Below are 24714 nucleotides of genomic sequence, written 5' to 3'. Positions count from 1 at the left end.
CCGGTATTGGGGCGGTCAGACGCGCCTCCTGTGTCGGGCTCAGCCGCCTGCTGCCGCTTCGATCGCCTGCTTCATCTCCACTGCGCCGCGTTCGATGCGAATCCGGATCTCGGCCGCGAGCGCGTGCGGCAGGACGTCAGTGGTCCAGATCAGCCGGCCCGCCCGGTCACCCTCCGAGCGGACTTCGAACGAGGCATGGTGGTACTCGATCGCAGGTCGCGCGCCCTCGACGACGGAGTAGGCCAGGCGGCGGGCGTCGTCATCCACCGCGACGATCAGCTCACGGATCACGTGCCCGTCGGGAAAGGTCAGCAACCGCTGGTCGCCCTCGAGCCGGGTGCCGGTGACGCGGCCGGGCAGCAGGCGCTCGTGGACGGCGCCGACGTCGCGCAGCACGTCCCAGATGTGCTCGGGGGAGGAGTCGATCACAATCTCGTGGCGGATGGAAGCCATGGCGCCTGGGGGTTCCTCTCAGGGCGAGACAGGTCGTGAGCACCCTAGCCGGAGCACGTCCGAGCAGGGCTTCGAGGATCTCGCCGCTGACCTCCCGCGGCGCTTCCGGTCCGGCAGCGGTCCGGGGTCACCTTGCCACCGGACGACCCCCGTCCTCACCGTGTGGCCGACCAGCAGGAACATGGCCTGGCGCGCAACGGGGTCGACTCAGAAACCGCTGCGGCGGGAGACTCCGGACCGGCGGTCACCTCGCGACGCGGAATCGCAGGTGTGTCACGTTCGGCGACTCCAGCGACCTGTCTCGCTCCAGCTCGATGTGATCGGTGCCGAGGTGGTCGAAGAGCCGGGCGCCTGAACCGAGCAGCACGGGCACCAGGTGAATCTGAATCTCGTCCACGAGCCCGGCCTTCACGAACTGCTGTGCGGTGCTCGCCCCACCCATGATGAGGACGCATCCGTCGCCCGCCGCCGCCCGGGCCTGCCGGAGCGCGCTTTCGATGCCGCCGGTGACGAAGGTGAACGCCGCGCTTTTCATCACCAGCCGTTCGCGGGCCTGATGACTGAGCACGAAGCAGGGCACAGGAAACGGCGTGTCCCCCCACAGCTCCACTCCCACGTCGAACGTGCGCCTGCCCAGCACAACGGCTCCGGTCGACGCGAGAATCTCCTGTGCGACCCGGGCGTCCACTCCATTCGGTGATGTGCCGCCGGCGGCCACGGCCCGATCCGAGCCGCTGGTGAACAGCCACTCGTGGAGCCGCTCGCCGCCCACTCCCATGGGGTGTTCGATGCTCACATCGGGCCCGGCGCTGAAGCCGTCCACCGACATACTCATGTTCAGCACGACGCTTTTCATGAGGTTCTCCTTTTCTCACGTTCCTTGCGATATCAACAGGGGCGCGGCCCAATCGGCCGTCAGGTGATGTCGCCTTTGGACGCGACCTTGGGGGCGAGCCACGCGGGGACCAGCGCGGTGCACAGCACGAGGGCGGTGACGGCGAATGCCACGGGGTAGCCCAGCGGCACGCTCAGGAGGCCGAACGCGACCGCCCCGACACCCATCCCGCCGTCGTAGGCGAGGTTCCACAGCGCACTCACCCGGCCGAAGTCGGACTCGGAGGCGCGGGCGAACATCTGGGCCAGCGTCACGTTCTGCGCCAGCCCGAAGCCGAGCCCGAACAGCCCCATGCCGGCCATCACGGCGACCGGGCTGCCGGTCCAGACGAGCACGGCCGTGCCGACGGCGGCCGCGAGCACCGCGGGGACGAGGAGGCGGGCAGTGCCATGCCGGTCGCCGTACCAGCCCGCGCCCCAGCGGGCGAGCGGAGCGGCGCAGGACTGCACGAGCAGAGCCCACGCGGCCACGTGATGTGACCCGGCAGGTACGGCCATGGGGAGGAAGGTCAGCAGAGCCCCGGCCGCCAGTGTCACGGTGGCGAAGACGACCGCCGGCCCGGCGAGCCCACGGATCCGAAGGACGCCGAGCACGCCGGCGCGCTCGATCCGAGCCGGGCGAGCCGGCCGGGCCGGCAGGCCGGGTACGGCGGCCAGCGCGAGCAACGACAGCGCCGCCCCGATGACGAACACCGGCCCGTACCCGACGTTCCCGGCCAGCCACAGCCCCAGCGGCAGGCACACGATGGACGGGACCGCGACGGCCACGCCGTACAACCCGAGCCCCTCGCCGCGGCGATCGGCCGGTACGAGCTCGGCGACGAGGGCTGAGCCGGCCACGACGACGATGCCGAGCCCCGCGCCGCGCACCACGCAGACCACGAGCACCAACGGCAGTGCGGAGGACGCCACCAGTGCCAGCGCGGGCGCCCCGAGCAGAAGCGGGCCCGCGGCCATCACGAGGCGGTACCCGTACCTGCGCAGCAGGCCCGGCACCGCGAACTCCATCAGCACGGTGCCCAGCATCAGTGCACCGGTGGACATGCCCGCGCCGACGCCGCCGAGCCCGGCGGTGGCCAGGTACAGGGGGACGACCGGCATCAGCAGATAGAAGCTCGCGGGAGAACACACCGAGGCGATCAGCAACAGGACCATCGGCCGGGTCAGGATCGGCCGCCGATCAACGACGTCCCCGAGACGAACCTCGACCCTGTCCACCGAGGCTTCCCTACCGGTGGCGACTCCCTGCTGATTCATGAGCCGACCGTAGGACGGGATCCGGTTCACCAGTAAGGTCCGGTTTCATGCTGATCGACTGGACCGGTTCCGGACCGCAGCTCCTGGTGCAGGTCGACCGAAACCGGCCCGAACCCCTGCGCGAGCAACTCGAACGCGCATTTCGGGAGGCCATCCGCGCCGGTCGGCTCGCTGCCGGGGAGCGGCTCCCCTCATCCCGCGCCCTGTCGCGCGACCTCGGCATCTCGCGCGGCCTGGTGACCGAGTGCTACGCGCAACTGCAGGCGGAGGGCTATCTGGTCACCCGCGGCGGCTCGGCCACCCGGGTCGCCGCCACCGCGCGTCCGTACCCGGCCGCGCCTCCGCAGCCCACGGCCGTCGAGCCGGCGCGAATCGACTTCCGGCCCGGGGTACCCGACCTGTCGAGCTTCCCGCGTGATGCCTGGAGCGGGGCCCTGCGCCGGGCCTGCCGCGATGCGCCCAGCGACCTGCTCGGCCGCCTCGACCCGCACGGTGATCCGACATTGCGGGAGGTGCTCGCCGCCTATCTGCGGCGCGTCCGCGGCGCCGGCACCGACCCGGGGCACATCGTCATCTGCGCGGGCTACGCCCAAGGGCTGCAGCTCGTCCTGCGGTCCCTGGCGGGCCAGGGCGTACGCGTCGTGGCCTTCGAGGACCCCGGCGACCCCGACCACCGCGCCATCGCCGCGATGCTGGGCCTCGACGTCATCGGCGTTCCGGTCGACGAGCGCGGCATCGACACCGACGCGCTGGCCGCCACCGACGCGCGCGCCGTCGTGCTCACCCCCGCCCACCAGTCACCCACCGGCGTCGTCCTCGCCCCGGACAGGCGGCAGGCCCTGATCGACTGGGCCACGACCCGGACCGCGACGATCATCGAGGACGACTACGACGCCGAGTTCCGGTACGACCGCGAACCCGTCGGCGCGCTCCAGGGCCTCGCCCCGGACCGGGTCGCGCTCCTCGGCTCGGTCAGCAAGTCACTCGCGCCGGCCCTGCGACTCGGCTGGATCGTCAGCCCACCGCACCTGACGCCTGATATCGCCCGCTACAAGCGGCTCGCCGACCGCGGCTCACCGGTCCTCGACCAGCTCGCGCTCGCCGACCTGCTGAAATCCGGCCGTTACGACCGGCACCTGCGCCACATGCGGCAGCGCTACGCCGCCCGCCGCGCCGCCCTCCTCGAAGCGGTCCAGCGACACGCACCCGGCATCGAACTGCACGGGCTGGCCGCAGGGTTCCACACCGTCGCCCGGCTACCGGCCGATGCCGACGAGCGTGCCATCGTCGCGGACGCGCGCCGCCGGTCCGTCGGACTGTACGGAATGAGTACGTACCGCATGGACCGGCACCCACGGCCTCCGCAGCTCGTCCTCGGATTCGGCAACCTGACCACGACCGCCATCTCCGAAGGCATCGAAACCATCGCCGACCTCCTCCACCCACACTGAGCAAGCCGGCAACCCGCCTCAGCCCCTTGAGCGGATGCGGGAAAGACCAGATTTGGGAAATCGTGTGCTGACACCGACACCGATGAAGTCATGCTGTCGCTCAGCGCGCTTGCCTCATCACGTTCGGTGAGTCATACTGGGGGCAGCCGCACCTCTGGGAGTGCGGAAGTGAGGCCGGGACTACCGAGGGATATCGGGTGCCCGGCCTTCGCGCTGTCAGGTCACTCCAGGCAGATCACGCGAATCTGATCGGCGAGGGCATTAAAGTATCGTGGCTCTCCATCCAGCCACCAGGTCGTGGCCCCAACAACGGCATCCGCCGCCCAGAGCAACGGCTCGTCGTTGGGTGACTCCCAGCTCACCTTCATGGTCAGCGAAACGCGACGCGACCGCCGCAGGCTGGTGAGGAGGCTCCGGTCGAACCGGTCGTCGGTGTAGCGACTCTCCAGGACGACCATTGCGACGCCTGCCGCGTCGAGTTCGTAGAGCAGACGTTCCATACAGAGTAGCCTCGCGCGCTCGTGCCGGACATTCTTGTCGTGGATGCGTACGGTCACGATGCTGTGCAAGGGGAGCTTGGCCACGGTCTCGGCGATATGAAGCCGGTGCGGCGGGGACTCGTCGCGCCAGTGCAGACGGTGGTTTGCTCAGACGGAGGGATTCGAGGGTCATCCGGATGTCGTCATGGTCGGCAGAGTCCATGATCACGGCAGCCATCGCATAGATGCTGTCGTCGTCCGGATGACGCCGCAGACTCTCGTCTACATAGGCGGTAAGCACTGCGTAAATATATCGTTGCTAAGAGTAATGGAAGCCGGGTTGTCCTATCGAGGAGATGAGCGCGATCAGGGGCGAGTGCAGGCCAGGCCCCGTCTATCGCTGGGTGGCGGTGTTGGAGTGGCGGAGGGCGGTCATGATGGGGGTGCGGAGGGCGGGGGAGAGGGCGATGGTGGCGGCCGAGGTGGCGGTGTGCGGGGTGTCGTCCTGGTCGAGGACCAGGCCGCCGGCCTCGCGGACCAGGAGGACGCCGGCCATCGTGTCCCAGGGCTGGTTGGCCAGGATGATGGACGCGTCGAGTCTGCCCTGCGCCACCCAGGCCAGGTCGATCGCCGCGGTGCCGATCATCCGGATGCGCTGCGCCTGGCCGCCGAGCCGGGCCAGCAGGGCCATCCGGACGCGGTTCTTCGGCTCGGCGTCCGGGCCGACCGCGAAGTCGCCGATCGAGATCATCGCCTCGGACAGATCCTGAGTTCGCGAGGCGCGGATGCGCTCGCCTCCCATGAACGCTCCGTGCCCGGCGGCGGCGGTGTAGTGGACGCCGAGGAACGGCAGGTCGATGGCCGCCAGCACGCTGTTGTCGCCTTTGACGAGGGCGAGCGACACCGCGCACAGCGGGATGCCACGGGCGAAGTTCGCCGTGCCGTCCACCGGGTCGAGGGCCCACCACAGCGCGTCGCCGCCAGCGCCGGTACGGCCGCGTTCCTCGCCGAGAATCCCGATCTCCGGGGTCTCGCGGGCCAGGAAGCCGCGCACGGCGTCCTCGACGGCGAGGTCGACGTCGGTCACCATGTCGCGGTCGCCCTTCGCCGCGACCGACTGCGGCGCCCGCGCTCGGATGATCCGGTGCGCCGTCGCGACGGCTTCCCTGGCGATGGGCAGCAGTTCGAGGTGGTCGGTCACCTCAGGCACCGGCGCTGTCGAGCCGGCCGTGGGTGAAGGTGTCGAGGTGTGGCAGGTGGTGCCCGAGCCGGTCGCGTTTCGCCACCAGGTAGCGCAGGTTGTGGTCGTTCGCCGGTACGAGGAGCGGGACCCGGGCCGCCACCGTGATCCCGTGTGATTCGAGGGCGTGGATCTTGTCGGAGTTGTTGGACATCAACCGGATCGACCGGACCCGCAGGTACTTCAGCACCCGGGCGGCCGGGCCGAAGTCCCGGGTGTCCACCGGCAGATCCAGCGCGGTGGCTGAGTCGACGGTGTCCAGGCCGTCGTGGTCCTGCAGCACGTGGGTGCGCACCTTGGCGACCAGGCCGATGCCGCGGCCCTCGTGCCCGCGCAGGTACACCAGGACCCCGCTTCCGGCCTGGACGATCGCGTCGAGCGCGGCGTTGAGCTGGTCGCCGCACTCGCAGCGCATCGCGTCGAAGATGTCGCCCGTCACGCACTCGGAGTGCACCCGGACCAGGACGTTCTCCCGCATCGTCGTCTCGCCGTAGACCAGGGCGAGGTGTTCGTGCCCGTCGAGTGGGTCGCGGAAGGCGACCGAGCGGAAGGTGCCGCGGCGCGTCACCAGATCGGCCTCGGCGACGTCGTCGCCCGAGATGCTGAGGTCACACATCTATCTCTCCTCGTTTCCCGACGTCCGGCGGCTGTCGGATGTTGCGAGATGGCGGGTGGTGCCCCAGGCTGGCGGCCTATGAACGACTCCGCCTACCTGCTGCCGCTGGCCACCACGACCGAAGTACGGGATCGGCGCGCCGAGGTCGCGCTGCTGCCCATCGGCAGTTTCGAGCAGCATGGGCCTTTTCTGCCGCTGGCCACCGACACGATCGTCGCCTGCACGATCGCGGGCGCGCTCGCGGACGCCCATCCCGTGCTGCTCCTGCCGCCGGTCACCGTCTCGTGTTCGCACGAGCACGAGACCCCGGCCTGGCCGGGGACGGTCAGCATCTCCGCCGCGACGCTGTACGCCGTGGTCCGCGACATCGCGGCCTCGCTCCAGCGGTCCGGTATCACCAGAATAGTGCTGGTCAACGGCCATGGCGGAAACTACGTGCTGGGCAACGTCGTCCAGGAGGCCGCCGGGTCCGGGCAGCGGATGGCGATCTTCCCCGGGAGCGCCGACTGGGAGGCGGCGTGGGCCGCGGCGGGCCTCGCGACCTCCGCGTGGAGCGACATGCACGCGGGCGAGCTGGAGACGTCCATCCTGCTGCACGCGCATCCCCGGCTGGTCCGGCCCGGTTACGAGTCGGGCGACCGGTTGTCGGACGATCGTCAGCATCTGCTCACCCTCGGCATGGCGGCGTACACGGAGTCGGGGATCATCGGCAGGCCGTCACTGGCTTCGGCGGGCAAGGGAAAGGCCGTTCTCGACAGCCTGGTCAGGTCGTTCGGCGACTATCTCGCGGTCCTCGGCGGGTAGTGCGTGGCCGGCGGGCCGGGTGCCGCGACGCAGCAGCAGGACGACGGCGCCCGGCAGGCTCGCCACGAAGGCGAGCACCCCGTACACCACCGCGGTGGTGAGCCCCTGCTGGGCGCCGAGCCCCACGGCGCCGAACGCCAGCGCCGAGAAGGCCTCGCGCGGCCCGAAGCCGCCGACGTTCACCGGCAGGGCCATCACGAGCAGCGCCAGCAGCGCCAGCGGAAGGAGCCGCCCGACCGGCGCGGCCGAGCCCGCGGTGCGCGCGGCGACGACGAACATCGCGACGTACCCGAGCAGCACCAGAGCGGACAGTCCGAGCACCCCGGGCCAGGCGTCCCGGGCCAGCAGGCCGCGACGCGCGTCCGCCACGGCGGCCGAGACCGCGCGGCGCCATCGCGGCACGTCTCTTCTGCGCCAGGCCCAGGCCGCGAGCGCGGCGGCGGCGGCGAGCCCGCCGAGCAGGACGATCGTGATCCCCAGGCCCGGCAGGACGGCGTGCGCCATCGTCGCGGCCAGCGAGGGCTCGATCAGCAGCGCGATCACTCCGGCGCCGATCAGGACCACCTGACCGGCGGTGCGTTCCAGCACCACGGCGCGGACGCCGCGGCCGACGTCACCGGCCGACCGGCCATGACGGAGCGCGCGGTGCGCGTCGCCGAGTACGCCGGCCGGCAGTACCGCGTTGAGGAACAGCGCCCGGTAGTAGTCCGCGACCGCGGTGAGCACCGGCAGCGGCAGGCCGAGCCGGCGGGCCAGCAGGCGCCACCGCCAGACGCCGAACACGGTGGTCAGCAGGCCGATCGCCAGCGCGGCCAGCACCGCCGGGCCGTCGACCAGCCGGAACCCGTCGACGAACGCGCCGGTGCCGAGCCGCCACACCAGCACCACCAGGATGACCACCGCGACGAGAACGCGCAGCCAGGGCCACATCCGGCTCATCAACGGCGTTCACCGTCGGGTGGGCCGCTCTGGTCCGCTTCTCGCACTGGGACCGGCTCGACGGGGCCGGCGGCGGGGAGGGCGAGCAGGTCGTCGTGGCCGACCACGACCCGCAGCGTGCCGGCCGCGCACGCGTCGAGCCTGCGCGTGAGATAGGCCTGGCCTGCCGCCGCGAGGTCGGGACGCTGCTCGCACGCGGCGCCGACCCAGCCGCGCAACCACTCCGCGGTCAGCTCGCGCCGGTCGGCGCCGAGCCGCCAGGGGCTGGGCCGGACGAGCACCGTGGCGCCCCGTCGCGTGAAGGCCGCCGTGGCCACGGCGGAGGCGTCCGGTCCGAGCAGGCGGCGGCCGCCGGTGACCCGGCGCTGGTGGGCGTTGAAGGCGGTGGCGAGCTCGGCGTCGAGCGGGTCGGCCGGGTCCAGCTCGACCCGGCCCACCACGGAAAGGCTCAGCAACGCGGGACACCGGGCCCGCGCGCAGGCGCCGGCGAGGGCGTCCACCTCGTCGGCGGTGAGCAGGTCCAGCAGCGCGGAGGCGGTCACCAGCGAGGTGCCGGCGAGGTCCTCGGGGCTGAGCCGGGTGATGTCACCCCGCGTCGTCTCCACCGTGACCGGGCTGCCGTCGCCGGCCGGGCCGCGGACGCCGGAGGCGGCGAGGGCGAGCAGGTCGGGGTCCCGGTCGTGCAGGATCCAGTGCTGCGGGCCGGGCAGCCGGGCGGCCAGCCAGCGGCCCATGGCGCCGGTGCCGCAGCCGAGATCACGGATGACCAGCCGGCCGGTGCGTGCGACCTCGCTAGCCAGATGGGCGCGCAGCGGGTCGAGCAGGCCGGTCGCGCGGGCCGCGGCGTCGGCGTCTTCGCGCAGCGCCAGCCATCGCGGGCTGTAGCGGGGCGCGGTCACGTCGCCGGCCAGGGCTGCCGCCGGACCCGTTCCAGCACCTCCGCCATGCGCCGTGATGTCACGTCCCATCCGTCCAGCATGTCACGTCTGTCACAGGCCGACCTCTTGATCCGTTGTCTTAGGCCGGGCTCGGCGAGCCAGCGGCGCAGCGCGTCCGCGAGCGCCACCGGGTCCTCCGGAGGCGTCAGCAACCCCGGGACGCCGCCGTCGCGGGCACGCCCCAGGGTCTCCGGCACCGCGTCCACGGCCGTCGCCAGCACCGGAATCCCGCGGGCCAGCGCCTCGGTCACCACCATGCCGTACGTCTCACCGCGTGAGGCCAGCACCACCAGGTCGGCGGCGGCATAGCTCGCCGCGAGCGCCTCGCCGGTGCGCGGACCGGCCAGCCGTACCCGATCCGCGAGACCGAGCGCGGCGATCAGCTCGCGCAGCCGCGTGACGTACCCGGGCTCGCGGCTCAGGCTTCCGACGAGGTCGCAGGTCCACGGCAGGCCGGTCAGTGTTCCGAGAGCCCGGACGAGCAGGTCCTGCCCCTTGCGGGGGGTGAGCGCGGCCACGCAGAGCAGCCGGGACGCGCCGTCGGTGCCGGGGGCGAGCGGCGCGGGGTCGGTGCCGGGGGCGACGACGTGCACCCGATCGGGGTCCAGGCCGTGGTGGGCGATCAACCGGCGCCCGGCCCACGGGCTGGTCACCACCACCGCGGCGGCCGCGTGCAGCGTCGCCCGCTCGGCGGCGTCCAGTTCCCCGGCCAGTGCGGGCGCGATGCCGGTCTCGGCGGCCAGCGGCAGGTGGACCAGCACCGCTAGGCGCAACCGGCGTGCCTGAGGGAGGACGACCTCGGGGACGCCGCAGGCCACCAGCCCGTCCATCAGCACCACGGCGCCGTCGGGGGCCGAGGCGAGCGCCCGCGCCAGCTCCGCCCGGGCATGCGCCTCGGGTGCCGGCCAGGCGCCCGGGACGGCGACCTCGCGGACCGGCCGGCCCGCCGCGGCCAGGCCCTGGCACACGCGCCGGTCATAGACGTTGCCGCCGCTCGGCACGGACGCGTCGTCCACGTCACCGGGCAGGACGAAGTACGCCGGAGGTGAGCTCAAAGGGCGCGCTCGTAGCTCGCCCAGGCGACGTGCGACTCGTGCAGGGTGACGGTGATCCCGGCCAGCCCGTGTGCCCCCTCGCCCAGCCGGCCCTCGCGTACCCGGTCGGCGAGCCGATCGGCGATGACCTTGGCGAGGAACTCGGTCGTGGTGTTGATCCCGGCGAAGGCCGGCTCCTCGTCCAGGTTGCGGAAGGTCAGCTCGCCGAGCACGGCCTTGAGCTCCTCGGTGGCCAGGGCGATGTCGACCACGATGTTGTCGCCGTCGAGCTCGGCCCGGCGGAACGTCGCGTCCACGACGAACGTCGCGCCGTGCAACCGCCGCGCCGGGCCGAAGACCTCACCCTGGAAGCTGTGCGCGACCATCATGTGATCGCGAACGGTGACGCTGAACAATGAGTTCATCCTCCGAGAGGTCGGCTGCCGATTCAGTCCTCCGCGGGACCATACACGACTCGGTGGCACAATCCGGGCAGGTCGCCGCCGGCGATGCGGGCCATCACCTCGGGAAGCTCGGCGAACGCGCACTCACCGGTGATCAACGCGTCGAACGCGGGATCGGTCAGGAAGCGCAGGGCGAGCGACAGCCGATCGGCGTACGAGCGCCGGGCACGCCGGGCCGGCGACACCGCGCCCACCTGGCTGGCGCGCAGCGTCAGGCGCCCGGAGTGGAAGGCTTCGCCGAGCGGCACGCTCACCCGCCGGTCGCCGTACCAGCTCAGTTCGATCACCGTGCCCTCGGCAGCCACGAGCTGCAACGACCGCGCCAGACCCGCCTCGGTGGCACTGGCGTGCACCACGATGTCGCAGTCGCCGGCGGCCTGTTCCGGGGTCACGAAGGCGACGCCGAGCGCCTCGGCCACGGCCGCCCGCGCCGGATCCACATCGACCAGCTCCACCCGCACCCCAGGGAAGGCGGCGAGCAGCCTGGCCACGGAGCAGCCCACCATCCCCGCCCCGACCACGGCGACCCGGTCACCGATGAGCGGCGCCGCGTCCCACAGCGCGTTCACCGCGGTCTCCACCGTGCCGGCCAGCACCGCCCGCGCCGCGGGCACCTCGTCCGGCACCAGGGTCACCGCGTCGACCGGGACCACGTAGCGGGTCTGGTGCGGATACAGGCAGAAGACCGTACGCCCCTGCCAGGCCGGCGGCCCCTCCTCGACCACTCCCACGTTGAGGTAGCCGTACTTGACCGGCCCGGGGAAGTCGCCCTCCTGGAACGGCGCCCGCATCAGCCGGTGCTGGCTCTCCGGCACTTCGCCACGGAACACCAGGCTCTCGGTGCCCCGGCTCACCCCCGAGTAGAGCGTGCGGACCAGCACCTCATCGGCACCGGGAGGCGGCACCGGCACCGGCCGGATCTCTCCCTCACCAGGAGATTTGAGCCAGAACGCATCTGAATTGAGCCGCATCGCCCTCCTCGTCGTACATCTTGCCAGGGGAGTCATTCCTACCCGGAGCGGGTCGGCTTGCATGCTATTGGACGCGCCGAATCCGGGGTTATGGAGCTGGAGGAGTAGTGACCACACTGGATCGACGCGTTACGGAGGTACCGGTCCTGGGACCGGCCGCCGGGATAGGGATGCAGGTCGTCCTGCTCGCCGTGCTCTGGGCCGACGCGGGCCTGAACCCCGCGGGCCTGCTGGCCGGCATCACCTGTGCCGTGATCCTCTCGGCCCTCCTCACCCGCTCCATGCGCCGATCCGGGATCCACGCGCTGGGACCGGCGGGCCTGGTCACCCTGGCCCGGGCCGAGCTGGCCGGAGGCGTCACGGCGCTGGTCACGACCGGCCTGACCGGTGGAGACGTCCCGGTTTCCTACCTTGTCGCGCTCGCCGCGGTCGGGCTGATCCTCGACGGGGTCGACGGTCACGTGGCGCGGCGCACCGGGACGGTCTCCGACCTCGGGGCGCGGTTCGACATGGAGACCGACGCCTTCCTGATCCTGGTGCTCAGCGTGCACGTGGCCGCGTCGACCGGCGCGTGGGTGCTCGCGATCGGCGCCATGCGGTACGTCTTCGTCGCGGCGGCCTGGGCGGCGCCCTGGCTGCGGGCGCCGCTGCGGCCGAGCTTCGCCCGCAAGACCGTGGCCGCGCTGCAGGGCGTCATCCTGGTGATCGTGAGCGCAGGCGTCGCTCCGCCTCCCGTCGCGACCGGCCTGGCCGGGCTGGCGCTGGCGTCGCTCGTGTGGTCGTTCGGCCGGGACATCGCATCGCTGTGGCGCGACCGGCAGCCCGCCCGGCCGCGGTCACACCGCGAGGTCCGGCCGACCATGCCGATGGCGGACGTGGACCAGCGCGCAGGCACCGGGGGAGAGCCGGCGGGTACCGGCTCGGCGGAGGTGGACCAGCGCGTGCGCGCTACGGTTACCGGCTCGGTGCCCGCCTGGGACCGTTCCGGGGCCCTCGACGAGCCGTGGCTGGTCCGTTCCGGCTGAACCGCCGGCGCCCGCCCGCCGTATCCGTACCCGGTGCCGCCCGGCCAGGCCGCGGTAACCGGTGTGACCAGGCTTGACAGGGAAGGACCTTCGGATTGTCGTCCATCACGCGCTCTCGCCCGCCGTCCCCTCCGGGAGAGACGACCGGGAAGGACGTCCCGGGCGATGCCGGCGCGCCCGGACGCCCGCGATGGCGCGTCGTCGCCGCGCGGGTGGCCACCGGCTTCGCCTGCCTGCTGGTGCTGTTCGCGCTCAACGCGCCGAACCAGATCGGTCACCTCACGCCCTGGGCGTTCGCCCGCGTCCCCCTCGAAGGGCTGCTCGGCGTCGCCCTCGTGCTCGTCCTGCCGCCCAGGCCGAGACGGGTGGTGGCGGCGCTCGCCGGAGCGGTCCTCGCCCTGCTGACCCTCGTGAAGATCGCCGACCTGGGCTTCGACGCGGTCCTGCGACGGCCCTTCGACGTGCTGCTCGACTGGGCCTTCCTCGGCAACGCCGTGGACTTCCTCACCGCGTCGTTCGGCCGGGCCGGCGGGATCGGCGCCATCGTCGCGTTCGCCGGCCTCGTCGCCGGTTTTCTCGTCCTCATCACGCTGTCGGTCACCCGCCTGGCCCGCGTCGCCGCCCGGCACCGCGCCCCGGCGACCGGCGCTCTCGGGACGCTCGGCACCGCCTGGGTCGCCTGCGTCCTGCTCGGCGTACAGATCGGCCCGGACGTGCCCGCCGCCGCCCTCGTCCACGACCACGCGCGGCAGGTGGCCGCCGGCCTGCGGGATCAGCGGGCCTTCGCCGCGCAGATCCGCGTCGACGCCTTCCGCGACACCCCCGGCCAGGACCTGCTCACCGCGCTGCGCGGCAAGGACGTCATCGTCTCCTTCATCGAGAGCTACGGCCGCGACGCCGTCGAGGACCCGGAGTTCGCGCCGCAGGTCGACGCGGTGCTCGACGCGGGCACCCGCCGGCTGCGCGCGGCCGGGTTCGGCTCGCGCAGCGCGTTCCTCACCTCACCGACGTACGGCGGCGGCAGCTGGCTCGCCCACGCCACGCTGCTGTCCGGCCTGTGGGTGAACAACCAGCAGCGGCACGGCACCCTGATCGAAAGCGACCGCCCGACCCTCCCCGGCCTGTTCCGGCGCGCGGGCTGGCAGACCGTCGCCGTCATGCCCGGCAACACCAAGGCCTGGCCGGAAGGGGCGTTCTACGGCTACGACCGGGTGTACGACTCCCACAACCTGGGATATCGCGGCCCCGGTTTCAACTGGGGCACCATGCCCGACCAGTACACCCTCTCGGCCTTCCAGCGGCTCGAACGCGGCAAGCCCGGCCACGCCCCGATGATGGCGGAGATCCCGCTCGTCTCCAGCCACGCGCCCTGGGCCCCCATCCCCAGCCTCACCGACTGGAAGACCATCGGCGACGGCACGGTCTTCGGCCCCATCGCCGCCGCCGGCGAATCACCGGACGCCGTGTGGCGCGACGCGTCGCGGGTGCGCACCGAGTACCGGCGGTCCATTGAGTACACGCTGAGCACCCTCATCTCCTACGTGGAGACCTACGGCGACGACGACCTCGTGCTCGTCTTCCTCGGCGACCACCAGCCCGCCCCGATCGTCACCGGCGAGGGCGCGAGCCGCGACGTGCCGATCACGATCATCGCCCGTGACCCGGCCGTACTGGACCGCATCTCCGGCTGGGGCTGGCAGGACGGCCTCAAGCCCGGCCCGAAGGCCCCCGTCTGGCGCATGGACACCTTCCGCGACCGCTTCCTCACCGCCTTCGGCCCCCACCCCGCGGAACCATCTCGGCCATGAAACAAGCCGGGGCCCGCACCTCGAAGGTGCGGGCCCCGGCCGTGTGGCGTGACGCGTCAGGCGGGAACGATGTTCTCGGCCTGCGGGCCCTTCTGGCCCTGGGTGACGTCGAAGGAGACCTTCTGGCCTTCCTGCAGCTCGCGGAAGCCCTGGGCGGCGATGTTCGAGTAGTGCGCGAAGACGTCAGCGCCGCCGCCGTCCTGCTCGATGAAGCCGAAGCCCTTTTCCGCGTTGAACCACTTCACGGTTCCAGTAGCCATGTCGATCTCCTTTGGTCAGAGAGGCTGAGCCGGAATCGGCACCGTGCCGATTCCGCGTTCGCCGTGATAAGCCCGTCCGGAGATGACCGGTACAACAAAAAAGCACCCAACGCTACAATTCTCGTTAGGTGCGTAAAAAGTTTACGGATACCACAACTGCAACTGCTGACCAGCCTAGCACACTTCCGCCGCCCTATCGAGCCGGGCCGTTGACGCGCGTCCTGACGCGGGCTCCGGCGGCGATGATGCCGCCGGGCGTGCCCGGTCAGGTACGCGTCTCCGCGGAGCGACGTAGGGGATCGAGAGAGCCTGGTGACCAGGCCGAGTACGCCGGCTCGGCCGGGATCAGAGGTGGACGAACAGGTGGCCGTCGGGGTCGATGTGCAGGGCGTAGGTCCGCAGTGGCGGCCGGCCGGTGGTCGAGCAACCGGTGGCCAGCTCGAACATGTGCTGGTGCAACGGGCAGATGACGATGTCGCCGTCGATCTGCCCGTCGGCCAGCGGGCCGCCGGCGTGCGTGCACAGGGCGGAGACGGCGCGCGCGTTCCCGTCCCGCAGCCGGAACACGGCGATCTGCTCGCCGCCCACCGTGTACGCCCGGCCCTCGCCGACCGGGATCTCGTCGAGCCGCCCGAGCAGGTGCGGTTCGGCGGTCATGGCTTCGGTACCACGAGCAGCGGCAGGGCCGGCCGGAACTGGCCGGGGGTGACGGGTTCTCTGCCCTCCTGCCAGGGGTCGCGGTAGGCGTCCACCGAGGCCTGGACCGCCTCGTCCAGGCGGGCGGCGATGCCGTCGGCGTCGTCGACCACGATCTCCCGGATCCGCTCGATGCCGACGCGCGGCACGAACGCGTAGGTGCGTTCCAGCCAGTTGGCGTTCTCCCGGTAGTACTGCAGGAAGCGCCCGGTCAGGGTGATGACCTCCTCGGCGGTGCCGACCGTGGCCAGCAGGTCGCCCTTGCGGATGTGCGCCCCCGCCGCGCCGCCCACGTAGATCTCCCAGCGGCCGCCCTCCACGGCCACCACGCCGAGGTCCTTGACGTAGGCCTCGGCGCAGTTGCGCGGGCAGCCGGTGACCGCCAGCTTCATCTTCGCGGGCGATTCGAGACCCTGGAACCTGGTCTCCAGGGCGATGCCCAGCGCGGTGGAGTCACCCAGGCCGTACCTGCAGAAGTCCAGGCCCACGCAGGTCTTGACCGTCCGGAAGCTCTTGCCGTACGCGTGGCCGGACGGCATGCCGAGGTCCGCCCACACCGCGGGCAGGTCCTCCTTGCGGATGCCGAGCAGGTCGATGCGCTGGCCCCCGGTGACCTTGACCAGCGGAACCTGGTACTTGTCGGCGACGTCGGCGATCCGGCGGAGCTGGTCGGGGGTGGTGCAGCCGCCCTTCATCTGCGGTACGACGGAGAACGTGCCGTCCTTCTGGATGTTGGCGTGCACCCGGTCGTTGATGAACCGTGCGTCGCGCTCGTCGACGTACTCGCCGGCCCACATCATGCGCAGCAGCGACGCCAGCCCCATCTTGCTCTTGGCGTCCTCCCTGCCCTCGGGAGCGAGCTCGGCGAAGACCGCGGACACCGACTTGAGGCCGCGTGCCCGGATCTCGGCCATGAGCTCCGGTTTGCCGAGCGGGATGCCCGGCACGTACCAGCCGGCCGAGGGGTCCTCCTCGGTCTCCCCGCCGGCCGCCCATTCGACGATCTGCGCGACGAGCGACCGGCAGGAGCCGCATCCCTTGCCGGCCCGGGTGGTGTCCATCACCCCGGTGACGGACCTGGTGCCGTCCTTGACCGCCGCGACGAGGTCGGCCTTGCTGACGCCGTTGCAGTTGCACACCTGCGCGTCGTCGGACAGCTCCGCGGCGCTGGTCTCGGCGGACGGCGCGCCCAGGTCGAACAGCAGCCGCACCCGCTCCTCGGGCAGCGGCAGCCCGCGGTCGAACGCCTGCATCAGGAAGGCCACCTTGCTCAGGTCGTCCACCAGGGTCGCCCCGACCAGCCGGCCGTCGCGGACCACGACGCATCTGTACATCCCCCGCGACGGCTCGGCCACCACCACGAACTCGTCGTCCTCCCGCTCGGGCCCCTTCAGGCCCATGGACGCCACGTTCACCCCGGCCACCTTGAGCTTGGTCGCGATGCGCGATCCGTGGTAGGCGGCGGTGGGATCGGCTCCGGTGATGTGGTCGGCCAGGACCTTGGCCTGCTCCCACAGCGGCGCCACCACGCCGTACACCTGGCCGCGGTGCTGGGCGCACTCGCCTACCGCGTAGATGCCGGGCTCGCCGACCGCCCGCATCTGGTCGTCGACGACGACGCCGCGCTCCACGACCAGGCCGCCCGCCTGCGCCACCTCGGTGTTCGGGCGGATCCCCGCCGCGATCACCACCATGTCGCAGCCGATGACCCGCCCGTCGGACAGCGCGATGCCGGTCACCTTCTCGGTGCCCCGGATCTCGGTGGTCCGGGCGTTCAGCTCGACGGTGATGCCCAGCCGCTCCACGCTGCGTTTCAGCACCGCGCCCGCCTGCGGGTCCAGCTGCTGGTTCATCAGGTGACCGCCCGCGTGGACCACGGTGGCATCGAGGCCGTGGCTCTGCAGCCCGCGCGCCGCCTCCAGCCCGAGAAGGCCGCCGCCGATCACCACCGCGCTGTGGTGGCCACGGGCGTACCGCAGCATGTTGCGGGTGTCGTCGATCGTCCGGAAGGTGAACACGCCCTGGTGGAAGCCCCGCTTGGCGTCCCGCACCCCGGGGATGTCCGGCACGAACGGCCGGCTGCCGGTGGCGATGATCAGCCGGTCGTACGACGTGGTCGTCCCGTCGTCCGCGTACACCTTCCGGGCGAAACGGTCGATGCGCCTGACCCGGGTGCCCGCGTGCAGCGTGATGCCGTTGGCCGTGTACCAGGACAGGCCGTTCAGGAAGATCTCGGCCTCGTCGTCGGTGCCGGCCAGGACGTTCGACAGCATGATCCGGTTGTAGTTGCCGTACGGCTCGTCGCCGAACATCGTGATGGAGAACTTCTCGCCTCCTCCCCGGGCGAGGATCTCCTCCACCGTGCGCGCCCCCGCCATCCCGTTGCCGATCACGACCAGTCGCTGCCGCATGGCGTTCCTCCTCACACCTCGACCAGACCGAGATCGACCACGACCGATCCGGCCACGCCGTCCGGGGCCGCCACGTACACCTCGATCGTGGTCCCCGCCATCAGGTCCTCCACGACGCGCAGGGAGACGTGCACGCCGTCCTTGGCGCCGATCGGCAGGTACCGCATGGGAACCCCGTCGCGCATCAGGATCAGGCACACCATTTCATCGCAGGAGTTGCCACCCCGCAGGTAGACGGGCTGGGTGACATATCCGTCCGGGACGACGTAGCGCAGCTCCGACGCCAGCAGGTAGGGGGCGTCCAGGCCTTTCCCGGTGAAGGGGAAGATCCCCTGCAGGAACCGGGGTGTCGAGTCCATATGCGTCCTTCCGCCGAGCTGTGGCTGTGGGCCTTCGACCTTCCTGACGGCGACCGCGCAGGCCTTGAACGCGGGCATGCGGGAGAGAGGATCCAGCGACGGATCGGTGAGGGCGTTCGCGCCGGACTCGCCGCCCCAGTGGAACGGAACGAAGATGGTGTCGGGACGGATGCCGTCGGCCGGCTCCGCCACGAAGAGGGCGCTGCCCCGGCGGGTGCGCAACTCGACCGCGTCCCCCGCGCGGATGCCGTGCCGTCTGGCCAGGTCAGGGTGCATCTCCGCGCGCGGGACCGTCTCGCCCCGGGTCAGCGCCGCGATCCGGCGCGTCTGGGTGCCGCTCTGGTACTGGCGCATGAGCCGCCCTGTGGTGAGGACGTACGGGAACTCCGCGTCGAGCCGTTCGGTGGCGTCCCGGTGCTCCACCCGGACGAACCGCGCCCGGCCGTCCGCGGTGGCGAACCGTTCGGTGAACATCCGCGCCGCCCCCGTCCCGCCCTCCGGGCACGGCCAGAACACCCCCTGCTCGGCCTCGATCCGCTCGTAGGTGACCCCGCCGTAGTCGGCGACCCCACCGGAACTGGCCCGCCGCAGCTCCTGGAACACCTCGCGCGCGTCGTCGGTGAAGTACGCGCCGCGCCCGAGCCGCCGGGCCAGCGCGGTGATGATCCGCAGATCGTCGCGCGCCTCGCCGGGCGGCACCCGCACCGGCCGCCGCCGCAGCACCCGGCCCTCCAGGTTGGTCATGGTGCCCTCCTCCTCCGCCCACTGGGCGGTGGGGAACACCACGTCGGCCTCCATCGCGGTCTCCGACAGGAACATGTCCGACACCGCGAGGAAGTCCAGCGCGCACAGGCGGTCGAGCACCCGGTCGCGATCAGGGGCGGACACCACCACGTTCGAGGCGAACACCAGCAGGGCGCGCACCCCGCCGTCCCGGCCCAGACCGCTGAGCATCTCCTGCGCCGACAACCCCGCACCGGGCAACTCCTCCGGGTCGACCCCCCAGACCGCGGCCACGTGAGCCCGGGCGGCCGGGTCGTCGATCCGCCGATACCCGGGGAGCTGGTCGGCCTTCTGGCCGTGCTCCCGGCCGCCCTGGCCGTTGCCCTGCCCGGTGATCGAGCCGTACCCACTGCCCGGCCGGCCGGGCAGCCCGAGCGCCAGCGCCAGATTGATGAACGCCTGCGCGGTGTCGCTGCCCTGGCTGTGCTGCTCGGCTCCCCGCGCCGTCAGGATCATCGCGGAGGCGGCGGTGCCGAGCATCCCGGCCACGCGTTGCAGGTCCTCCACCGGAACCCCGGTGATCCGCTCGACCCGGTCGGGCCAGTACGCCGCCAGGCCCGCGCGTACCTCGTCGAACCCCGTGGTGCGCGCGGCGATGTACTCAAGGTCGGCGTGCCCGGCACGCAGCACCAGATGGAGCAGGCCGTTGGCCAGCACGAGATCGGTCCCGGGCACCGGGCGCAGGTGCACCGTCGCCGTTTTGGCGGTCGCCGACGTGCGCGGATCGACCACGACCAGGCCGCCGCCGCGGTCGCGCGCCTCGTTCAGGTACTGCATCGCCGGCGGCATCGTGTCGGCGAGATTGCTGCCGACCAGGAGCAACGCCTGGGCCCTCGCCACATCGGCCAGCGGAAACGGCAGACCCCGGTCCACGCCGAACGCCCGGTTGGCCGCGGCCGCCGCCGACGACATGCAGAACCGGCCGTTGTAGTCGATCGAGGCCGTACGCAGCGCGACCCGCGCGAACTTGCCCAGCAGATACGCCTTCTCGTTGGTGAGGCCGCCACCCCCGAAACACCCGACGCTGTTCCTGCCGTACCGCTCCTGGGCGGCGGTGATCGCCGCCACGGTGCGATCGAGGGCCTCGTCCCAGCCCGCCGCGCGAAACGGGCTGCCGCGGTCGCCGGGGACCGTCCTGACCAGCGGCGTGAGCAGCCGGTCCGGATGGTCCAGCAGCTCGGCCGCGGTCCACCCCTTCACACAGAGGCCACCGCGATTGGTCGGGAAATCGGCAGGTGACAGGGAGACCTCGCCGCCCCTGACCTGCAGCGAGATCCCGCACTGCAGCGAGCAGTACGGGCAATGGGTCGTCGCGTTCGGCATCCCCACGGCAACAAGGCTCGGTCTCGGCGATTACACCGGCATTCGTACGACATGTAGCCGCCGTTAACCCCTCCTCACCGGCGATCCCCTCAGGGCGCGAGTGGCCACGCGTCTACCCAGCCAGAAGGCGATGCCGAGCGGTTCGCCCAGACCCGCCCGTCCCGCCGGTCGGACGGCCGCGGCCGGTGATCGCTCGCACGCGGGCATGGTGGCGAGCGTTCAGCGAACGAGGCGGCCAGGCGCAGGCAGGCTGGTCCGAGGCGGGACGGGGCGCCGCCCTGTCCGACCTCGCCACTTCAACGGTGAGCCTGGCGGCTGTGCGTCGACGCGTCCGTCCTGCCTTCGGCCAACAGCAGGGCGGCGACCGCCTCCGGGGCCTCGTGCATCGCGTCGTGGCCGGTCGGGAGGTCGTGCACCTGCCAGCCGGGGTCGGCTTGGAGCCGGGTACGGAGTGCGGCGAACGGCGTCCGGTCCTCCCACCCCGAGCAGTAGACGAACTCTTTTCGGGGAACCTGCGCGACCGCGCCGGTGAGCCGGATCGCCTGCAGGAACGAGGCCAGGGGATGGGGACGGCGGCGCGGATCACCGCCGTCCGGCGGCCGGACGGCGTACCCGGTGGCCGCGGCGCCGGCGGCGAACACCTCCCGGAAGCCCTCGCTCGTCGACGACCAGCACGACTCGCCATCGCGCGGTACGTAGGCGTCGAGATGCACCAGCCGCGAGATCCGGCCGCCGGCCCGATCGGCGGCGGCGGCGATCACCATCCCGCCGTAACTGTGGCCGACCAGCGTCGCGCCGGTGATGCGCGCGCGATCGAGCAATCGCAGCACGTCGCCGGCGTGCGTGTCGAGGTCGGCGCTCGCGACCGTCGCATCATCGTCGTCCGGCCGCAGACCGGTCAGGGTCAGGGCGTGCACGGCATGACCGGCACGCTCCAGCAGCGGAACCACCGCCTCGTACGCCCACCCGCCCTTCCAACCACCGGGCACCAGAATGAACGTCGCCATGCCTACTCCTTCTCTACCACGCCGCGTCATCGAGGGTTGGCCGCCTGGACGACACGTGATTCGGTCGGGCGCTCCGCGCGGCCGAAGGCCGCTACGTATGCAAGGAGTGTCACCAGAACAAGGCGTGGCCGACCACCGATAAACTGCCAACCGATGCCCGTTCGCCGCCAACCTGGCCCGACCGCCGGCCCGACATCCCACGTGTGGCCGTCCGGCGGGCGTCACCTGTGGCCGTCCGGCGGGACGAGCGCGGTGCAGTCACACGAACGGGGACACCTGGTGTACGCGGCCGGCGGCGTCCTGGCCGTGCACACCGAGCGCGGCACGTCGATCGTCCCCGCCAACCGGGCCGCCTGGACCCCCGCCGGGTTCACCCACCACCACCGCGCCCACGGCGACACCGACATGCGGATCGTCTTCCTCGCGCCATCCCTCGCCCGGCTACTCCCAGACCACCCCGCCGTGTTCCTGGCCTCCGGCCTCGCCCGCGAGGTCCTGCTCGCCCTGACCGGCCCCCGCGACCACGACGGCGCCGCCCCCGCCTACAGCCGCTCCGCGCGCTCGCGCCTGCTCCGCGTCCTCGTCGACGAACTCCGCGAAGCCCCCGAACAGCCACTCCACCTGCCGGAGCCACGAGACGACCGGCTGCGGGCCATCGCCCGGATGCTCCAGGAGAACCCAGCGAACAACACCCCGCTGGCCGAGCTCGGCACGACGATCGGAGCGAGCACCCGCACCCTCAGCCGGCTGTTCCGCAACGAGCTCGGCATGACCTTCTACGAGTGGCGCACGCAGCTCCGCGTCTACCACGCGCTCGTGCTCCTCGCCGACGGCCACGACACCACCCAGACCGCCTACGCCTGCGGCTGGTCCAACCCCAGCGGCTTCATCGCGGCCTTCACCGCCCTCATCGGCACAACCCCCGGCCGCCACCGCACCGGCCGCACTGGTTTCGATCTATCTGCCGGCGGGCGGGCATGGGGGAGGGCCGTGCCTCAGGGGTGAGCGTAGATCGAATGATCCCCGACTCGACGCCATTGCAGTATTGGCTCACCGTCGTCAGCGGTTTCGAAGCGGAAGGTGGCTCGGCCGTCTGGAGAGGCGAAGTTCCAGGTCAGAGAGTAGATGTCGGTGTCAGTGAGCTTGTGGACGCGCAGCCGTACCGGCCAAGGGACGCGGCCGGTGTGTGCCCCCTGCTCGATCGCAGGAAGAAGGTATTTGTAGACGGCGTCCTTAAACATGACGTAGTGCTCAGGAGGCAGCCGTGACGCGTCCCGGAGAAACGACGCCGAACGTTCGTACCTCACCTGGTGTCTTCACCGCGGACGGTGTCGATCTCGGCGAACATGTCGTCCATGCTGTCGAAGGTCCGGGTGCGGCCCTCACGGTAATCCGCGTCGGCCTCGCTTTCGGCGGACTGCCAGCCGGGAGCCCAGTACCAGGCCTCGTCGGCGGGCACGATGGCCGCGACGCGGCGGCCGTGGTCGGTGAGGTAGGCAATGGTGTTGCGCTCGGCTGCCGCGCTGATGACATCCGGCAGGTGGCCGTCTGCCTCGTCCAACGGAATTTCGAACGCGTCCTCGCCCATGTCGCGAGTGTAGGCGGTCGCCTGTGCGGGGGTCACTTAGCCGAGGGTAGCGAAACGACTGCTCTTGGTGATGTGTTTTCGCGGAGGATAGAGAGGGCGTCATGCTCTCGTCAGGCGTAGGTGAGCCGGACAGCGGGAGCTTCCCACACGGGATGGCCTCAAGTCGGTCAGTGGCGTATCCGGTCAGCCACCGGAGCCGGCCTCATTTTGGGGAGCGCCGTCGCCGCTGGTGGGCAGGTCGCCGCGCTCGACGGGACTGGGCAGTGGCGAGGGCGTACCGGTCCCGGTGGCCGGACGCGCTCCGGCCACGGCCGCTTTCAGGGCACCCCGGTCCACGTCCTCGAGCCCTCCTGCGAGGCGGATGTAGTGGTCGCCGCGGATCGCGGTGTACTCGTGGCGGCCTCCGCCTTGCCGGTACCAGCCGACCTCGTCGTGGTCACACCGTTCGGGGACGGTGAGCGGCTCGACCCCGGCGATGGGGGTGTCGACGCACAGGCCGTCGCTGAACGAGCCGCGGTCGACGCGGAGTTCCACTCGCCTGCCGTCGGGCGAGACGTAGAAGGCGCCGAAGCCCTCCTCACCGATCCCACCGACCGACTGTTCGGCGAGCTCGTAGCCGGGCAGGTCCACGACGTAGATCAGGTCCGGAGCCACACCGTGCGCCCGAGCCTGGTCGATGACCGGCTGACTGAGCACCCCCTCCGAGCCGCAGCCGGACAAAGCGGCGAGCATGACGAGGAACGTCACCAAAATCCGGCCCACCCCCACACCCTAGAAGGAACCGGCATCGCGCGCCGTGAAGCGCCCTGGTAATTCTGGGCCACTCGGACCGGAATGTTCGTCGGTAGGCGAGAGGAGGCGAACCAGCGCTCTTGTTGCGCAAAGTGACTTGACAGCGACGAAGGGGAGCCGGTTGACTCTTGTGAACTGCACCGCCCGTTTCGGCGGGTGGACATAGAGCCCCGTCCATCGTCTTGGAGTCCGCGAACAAGGGAGTGGCCTCCGTCAGCCTGGAGGACGAGCTCAAGATCGCCCATACCAAGATGCTGAGCGGCAAGTACTCACAGCTTGCCGTGATCGATGAGAATGGGACCTTGCGCGGGGCGCTGAGCTGGGAGTCCATCGGAAAAGCGTCCATGCGAGGGCAGAAACTCCGCGTTGTCGCCGATGCGGTGGACCGGACCGCCGGCTTGGTCGACCATCATGAAGACCTGCTCAGCCAAGTGAGTGAGATCTACAACAAAGGCTTCGTCTTCGTCTGTGACTCCGACAAGAGAGTCACCGGCATCATCACCGCAGCCGATCTGACACAACAGTTCGGTAATCTGGCCCGGCCCTTCGTCCTGGTGGAGGAGGCTGAGCGTCGGCTGAGAAGGCGAGCTGACGAGGTCTTCACCGTCGACGAACTCCGGCAGGCCGCGCCCAGGCACTTGGCAGCTCAGGTCAGCTCGGCGAACGACCTGATGCTGGGGGCGTACAAGCATCTGCTCGCCACCTCCGCGCACTGGAACCGCTTGGAATGGCCGCTCGATCACGTGCTCTTCCTCGAGTTGCTGGAACTCATTCGGACGGTTCGCAATGAGCTGATGCACTTTGCCCCCGACCCGTTGGATGAGGAAACCCTTACGAGAGTGGAGGGTTTCATCGAGATGCTCCGCATCGTAGATCCACGGCCCTGACAAGCTGGTTGTTGTATCCAACGGCGCACGGCCTTTCGAAGGTAGTGGTCCGGCCCGCGCGGCCGCGGAGGGTCCTGCGAATGGGTGGATGTCCATGTGAGGAATGCCGTCCTTTCCAGTCCTGGTCAGGGGCGAGAGTGGTCGAACTCTGGTCGTGTGGTGGCAAGGGCTTAAGAATTCGACCTGGATGGTGCCATCGTCGTCACATCATGTAGTCACGCGATAGCGGCCCATG

Annotated in this window: 24 protein-coding genes; 6 read left to right on the top strand and 18 right to left on the bottom strand. The window is 71.2% G+C overall.

The features are described 5' to 3' along the window. Positions 1–39: 39 nt before the first annotated feature. The 3 genes from IEY93_RS01800 to IEY93_RS01790 all read right to left on the bottom strand — a co-directional run bounded on the left by IEY93_RS01800 (position 40) and on the right by IEY93_RS01790 (position 2604). The gene (locus tag IEY93_RS01800; protein ID WP_189161129.1) at positions 40–453 is read right to left on the bottom strand and encodes an SRPBCC family protein; all 414 of its coding nucleotides are present in this window, start codon (positions 451–453) and stop codon (positions 40–42) included. Between the two features lie 244 nt (positions 454–697). Next, complete coding sequence (locus IEY93_RS01795) at positions 698–1309, bottom strand: dihydrofolate reductase family protein (RefSeq protein WP_189161128.1); 612 nt, start codon at positions 1307–1309, stop codon at positions 698–700. Between the two features lie 59 nt (positions 1310–1368). Next, positions 1369–2604, bottom strand: coding sequence for an MFS transporter (locus IEY93_RS01790; RefSeq protein ID WP_189161127.1), 1236 nt, complete (start codon positions 2602–2604; stop codon positions 1369–1371). Positions 2605–2651: 47 nt separating this feature from the next. Here IEY93_RS01790 and pdxR point away from each other — a divergent pair, with 47 nt between their 5' ends. Next, a complete protein-coding gene (gene pdxR / locus IEY93_RS01785; RefSeq protein WP_189161126.1) occupies positions 2652–4055 on the top strand; it encodes a MocR-like pyridoxine biosynthesis transcription factor PdxR in 1404 nt (467 codons plus the stop codon). A gap of 221 nt (positions 4056–4276) precedes the next feature. Here the strand turns inward: pdxR and IEY93_RS01780 are convergent, their stop codons facing one another. From IEY93_RS01780 to IEY93_RS01770, 3 genes are all read right to left on the bottom strand, one after another. Then, positions 4277–4639 carry a hypothetical protein gene (locus IEY93_RS01780; protein WP_189161125.1) on the bottom strand — a complete coding sequence of 121 codons (363 nt, stop codon included), beginning with the start codon at positions 4637–4639 and terminating at the stop codon, positions 4277–4279. 289 nt (positions 4640–4928) lie between these two features. Beyond that, on the bottom strand, positions 4929–5744 hold the full coding sequence (locus IEY93_RS01775) for an inositol monophosphatase family protein (protein ID WP_203967902.1): 816 nt from the start codon (positions 5742–5744) through the stop codon (positions 4929–4931). Then, positions 5737–6390 (bottom strand): GTP cyclohydrolase II, encoded by a 654-nt coding sequence (locus tag IEY93_RS01770; RefSeq protein ID WP_189161124.1) that lies wholly within the window; start codon positions 6388–6390, stop codon positions 5737–5739. Before IEY93_RS01770 ends, IEY93_RS01775 begins: the two co-directional genes overlap by 8 nt. 78 nt (positions 6391–6468) lie before the next feature. On the opposite strand from IEY93_RS01770, the gene IEY93_RS01765 reads away from it, so the two are divergent. After that, positions 6469–7194: a creatininase family protein gene (locus tag IEY93_RS01765; protein WP_189161123.1), complete on the top strand. Its 726-nt coding sequence runs from the start codon at positions 6469–6471 to the stop codon at positions 7192–7194. On the opposite strand, the gene IEY93_RS01760 is transcribed toward IEY93_RS01765, so the two are convergent. From IEY93_RS01760 to IEY93_RS01740, 5 genes are read right to left on the bottom strand one after another with little or no spacing between them, the layout of a single operon-like run. Beyond that, positions 7108–8133: a lysylphosphatidylglycerol synthase transmembrane domain-containing protein gene (locus IEY93_RS01760; protein WP_189161122.1), complete on the bottom strand. Its 1026-nt coding sequence runs from the start codon at positions 8131–8133 to the stop codon at positions 7108–7110. The genes IEY93_RS01765 and IEY93_RS01760 overlap by 87 nt on opposite strands. Beyond that, the gene (locus IEY93_RS01755; RefSeq protein ID WP_189161121.1) at positions 8133–9101 is read right to left on the bottom strand and encodes a class I SAM-dependent methyltransferase; all 969 of its coding nucleotides are present in this window, start codon (positions 9099–9101) and stop codon (positions 8133–8135) included. The genes IEY93_RS01760 and IEY93_RS01755 overlap by 1 nt, the downstream gene beginning before the upstream one ends. Further along, positions 9029–10126 (bottom strand): glycosyltransferase family 4 protein, encoded by a 1098-nt coding sequence (locus IEY93_RS01750; protein WP_203967901.1) that lies wholly within the window; start codon positions 10124–10126, stop codon positions 9029–9031. Before IEY93_RS01750 ends, IEY93_RS01755 begins: the two co-directional genes overlap by 73 nt. After that, a complete protein-coding gene (locus IEY93_RS01745; RefSeq protein ID WP_189161172.1) occupies positions 10123–10521 on the bottom strand; it encodes a 6-pyruvoyl trahydropterin synthase family protein in 399 nt (132 codons plus the stop codon). Before IEY93_RS01745 ends, IEY93_RS01750 begins: the two co-directional genes overlap by 4 nt. A 32-nt stretch (positions 10522–10553) precedes the next feature. After that, positions 10554–11540, bottom strand: coding sequence for a zinc-dependent alcohol dehydrogenase (locus IEY93_RS01740; protein ID WP_189161120.1), 987 nt, complete (start codon positions 11538–11540; stop codon positions 10554–10556). Between the two features lie 170 nt (positions 11541–11710). Here IEY93_RS01740 and IEY93_RS39520 point away from each other — a divergent pair, with 170 nt between their 5' ends. Beyond that, positions 11711–12565: a CDP-alcohol phosphatidyltransferase family protein gene (locus IEY93_RS39520; RefSeq protein ID WP_189161119.1), complete on the top strand. Its 855-nt coding sequence runs from the start codon at positions 11711–11713 to the stop codon at positions 12563–12565. 95 nt (positions 12566–12660) lie between these two features. Further along, positions 12661–14373: a sulfatase-like hydrolase/transferase gene (locus IEY93_RS01730; protein WP_189161118.1), complete on the top strand. Its 1713-nt coding sequence runs from the start codon at positions 12661–12663 to the stop codon at positions 14371–14373. Between the two features lie 56 nt (positions 14374–14429). On the opposite strand, the gene IEY93_RS01725 is transcribed toward IEY93_RS01730, so the two are convergent. The 5 genes from IEY93_RS01725 to IEY93_RS01705 form a co-directional block, all read right to left on the bottom strand. Beyond that, a complete protein-coding gene (locus IEY93_RS01725) occupies positions 14430–14633 on the bottom strand; it encodes a cold-shock protein (RefSeq protein WP_034275260.1) in 204 nt (67 codons plus the stop codon). A gap of 345 nt (positions 14634–14978) precedes the next feature. Further along, on the bottom strand, positions 14979–15290 hold the full coding sequence (locus tag IEY93_RS01720; RefSeq protein ID WP_189161117.1) for a Rieske (2Fe-2S) protein: 312 nt from the start codon (positions 15288–15290) through the stop codon (positions 14979–14981). Beyond that, the gene (nirB, locus tag IEY93_RS01715) at positions 15287–17740 is read right to left on the bottom strand and encodes a nitrite reductase large subunit NirB (protein ID WP_189161116.1); all 2454 of its coding nucleotides are present in this window, start codon (positions 17738–17740) and stop codon (positions 15287–15289) included. The genes IEY93_RS01720 and nirB overlap by 4 nt, the downstream gene beginning before the upstream one ends. An 11-nt stretch (positions 17741–17751) precedes the next feature. Then, positions 17752–20205, bottom strand: a complete 2454-nt coding sequence (locus tag IEY93_RS01710) for a molybdopterin oxidoreductase family protein (RefSeq protein WP_189161170.1) — start codon at positions 20203–20205, stop codon at positions 17752–17754. 296 nt (positions 20206–20501) lie between these two features. Continuing rightward, on the bottom strand, positions 20502–21212 hold the full coding sequence (locus IEY93_RS01705; RefSeq protein WP_189161115.1) for an alpha/beta fold hydrolase: 711 nt from the start codon (positions 21210–21212) through the stop codon (positions 20502–20504). Positions 21213–21464: 252 nt separating this feature from the next. On the opposite strand from IEY93_RS01705, the gene IEY93_RS01700 reads away from it, so the two are divergent. Continuing rightward, complete coding sequence (locus IEY93_RS01700) at positions 21465–22217, top strand: AraC family transcriptional regulator (protein WP_203967900.1); 753 nt, start codon at positions 21465–21467, stop codon at positions 22215–22217. A gap of 298 nt (positions 22218–22515) precedes the next feature. Here the strand turns inward: IEY93_RS01700 and IEY93_RS01695 are convergent, their stop codons facing one another. Both IEY93_RS01695 and IEY93_RS01690 read right to left on the bottom strand, forming a co-directional pair. Then, on the bottom strand, positions 22516–22800 hold the full coding sequence (locus tag IEY93_RS01695) for a hypothetical protein (RefSeq protein ID WP_189161113.1): 285 nt from the start codon (positions 22798–22800) through the stop codon (positions 22516–22518). A gap of 183 nt (positions 22801–22983) precedes the next feature. Continuing rightward, positions 22984–23562 (bottom strand): hypothetical protein, encoded by a 579-nt coding sequence (locus tag IEY93_RS01690; RefSeq protein ID WP_189161112.1) that lies wholly within the window; start codon positions 23560–23562, stop codon positions 22984–22986. A 233-nt stretch (positions 23563–23795) separates the two neighbouring features. Here IEY93_RS01690 and IEY93_RS01685 point away from each other — a divergent pair, with 233 nt between their 5' ends. Continuing rightward, a complete protein-coding gene (locus IEY93_RS01685; protein ID WP_229690770.1) occupies positions 23796–24479 on the top strand; it encodes a CBS domain-containing protein in 684 nt (227 codons plus the stop codon). The last annotated feature ends 235 nt before the right edge of the window (positions 24480–24714 follow it).

Origin of the sequence: Sphaerisporangium melleum, from assembly GCF_014646695.1 — a bacterium.
Lineage (GTDB): Bacteria > Actinomycetota > Actinomycetes > Streptosporangiales > Streptosporangiaceae > Sphaerisporangium > Sphaerisporangium melleum.
This window is presented reverse-complemented; position numbering and strand designations above follow the sequence as displayed.

Bases quoted from the DNA above. Each gene is read 5' to 3' on its own strand.
- IEY93_RS01800 (WP_189161129.1), bottom strand. From the start codon at position 453: ATGGCTTCCATCCGCCACGAGATTGTGATCGACTCCTCCCCCGAGCAC.
- IEY93_RS01795 (WP_189161128.1), bottom strand. From the start codon at position 1,309: ATGAAAAGCGTCGTGCTGAACATGAGTATGTCGGTGGACGGCTTCAGC.
- IEY93_RS01790 (WP_189161127.1), bottom strand. From the start codon at position 2,604: ATGAATCAGCAGGGAGTCGCCACCGGTAGGGAAGCCTCGGTGGACAGG.
- pdxR (WP_189161126.1), top strand. From the start codon at position 2,652: ATGCTGATCGACTGGACCGGTTCCGGACCGCAGCTCCTGGTGCAGGTC.
- IEY93_RS01770 (WP_189161124.1), bottom strand. From the start codon at position 6,390: ATGTGTGACCTCAGCATCTCGGGCGACGACGTCGCCGAGGCCGATCTG.
- IEY93_RS01765 (WP_189161123.1), top strand. From the start codon at position 6,469: ATGAACGACTCCGCCTACCTGCTGCCGCTGGCCACCACGACCGAAGTA.
- IEY93_RS01760 (WP_189161122.1), bottom strand. From the start codon at position 8,133: ATGAGCCGGATGTGGCCCTGGCTGCGCGTTCTCGTCGCGGTGGTCATC.
- IEY93_RS01755 (WP_189161121.1), bottom strand. From the start codon at position 9,101: ATGGGACGTGACATCACGGCGCATGGCGGAGGTGCTGGAACGGGTCCG.
- IEY93_RS01740 (WP_189161120.1), bottom strand. From the start codon at position 11,540: ATGCGGCTCAATTCAGATGCGTTCTGGCTCAAATCTCCTGGTGAGGGA.
- IEY93_RS39520 (WP_189161119.1), top strand. From the start codon at position 11,711: ATGCAGGTCGTCCTGCTCGCCGTGCTCTGGGCCGACGCGGGCCTGAAC.
- IEY93_RS01725 (WP_034275260.1), bottom strand. From the start codon at position 14,633: ATGGCTACTGGAACCGTGAAGTGGTTCAACGCGGAAAAGGGCTTCGGC.
- IEY93_RS01720 (WP_189161117.1), bottom strand. From the start codon at position 15,290: ATGACCGCCGAACCGCACCTGCTCGGGCGGCTCGACGAGATCCCGGTC.
- nirB (WP_189161116.1), bottom strand. From the start codon at position 17,740: ATGCGGCAGCGACTGGTCGTGATCGGCAACGGGATGGCGGGGGCGCGC.
- IEY93_RS01710 (WP_189161170.1), bottom strand. From the start codon at position 20,205: ATGCCGAACGCGACGACCCATTGCCCGTACTGCTCGCTGCAGTGCGGG.
- IEY93_RS01705 (WP_189161115.1), bottom strand. From the start codon at position 21,212: ATGGCGACGTTCATTCTGGTGCCCGGTGGTTGGAAGGGCGGGTGGGCG.
- IEY93_RS01695 (WP_189161113.1), bottom strand. From the start codon at position 22,800: ATGGGCGAGGACGCGTTCGAAATTCCGTTGGACGAGGCAGACGGCCAC.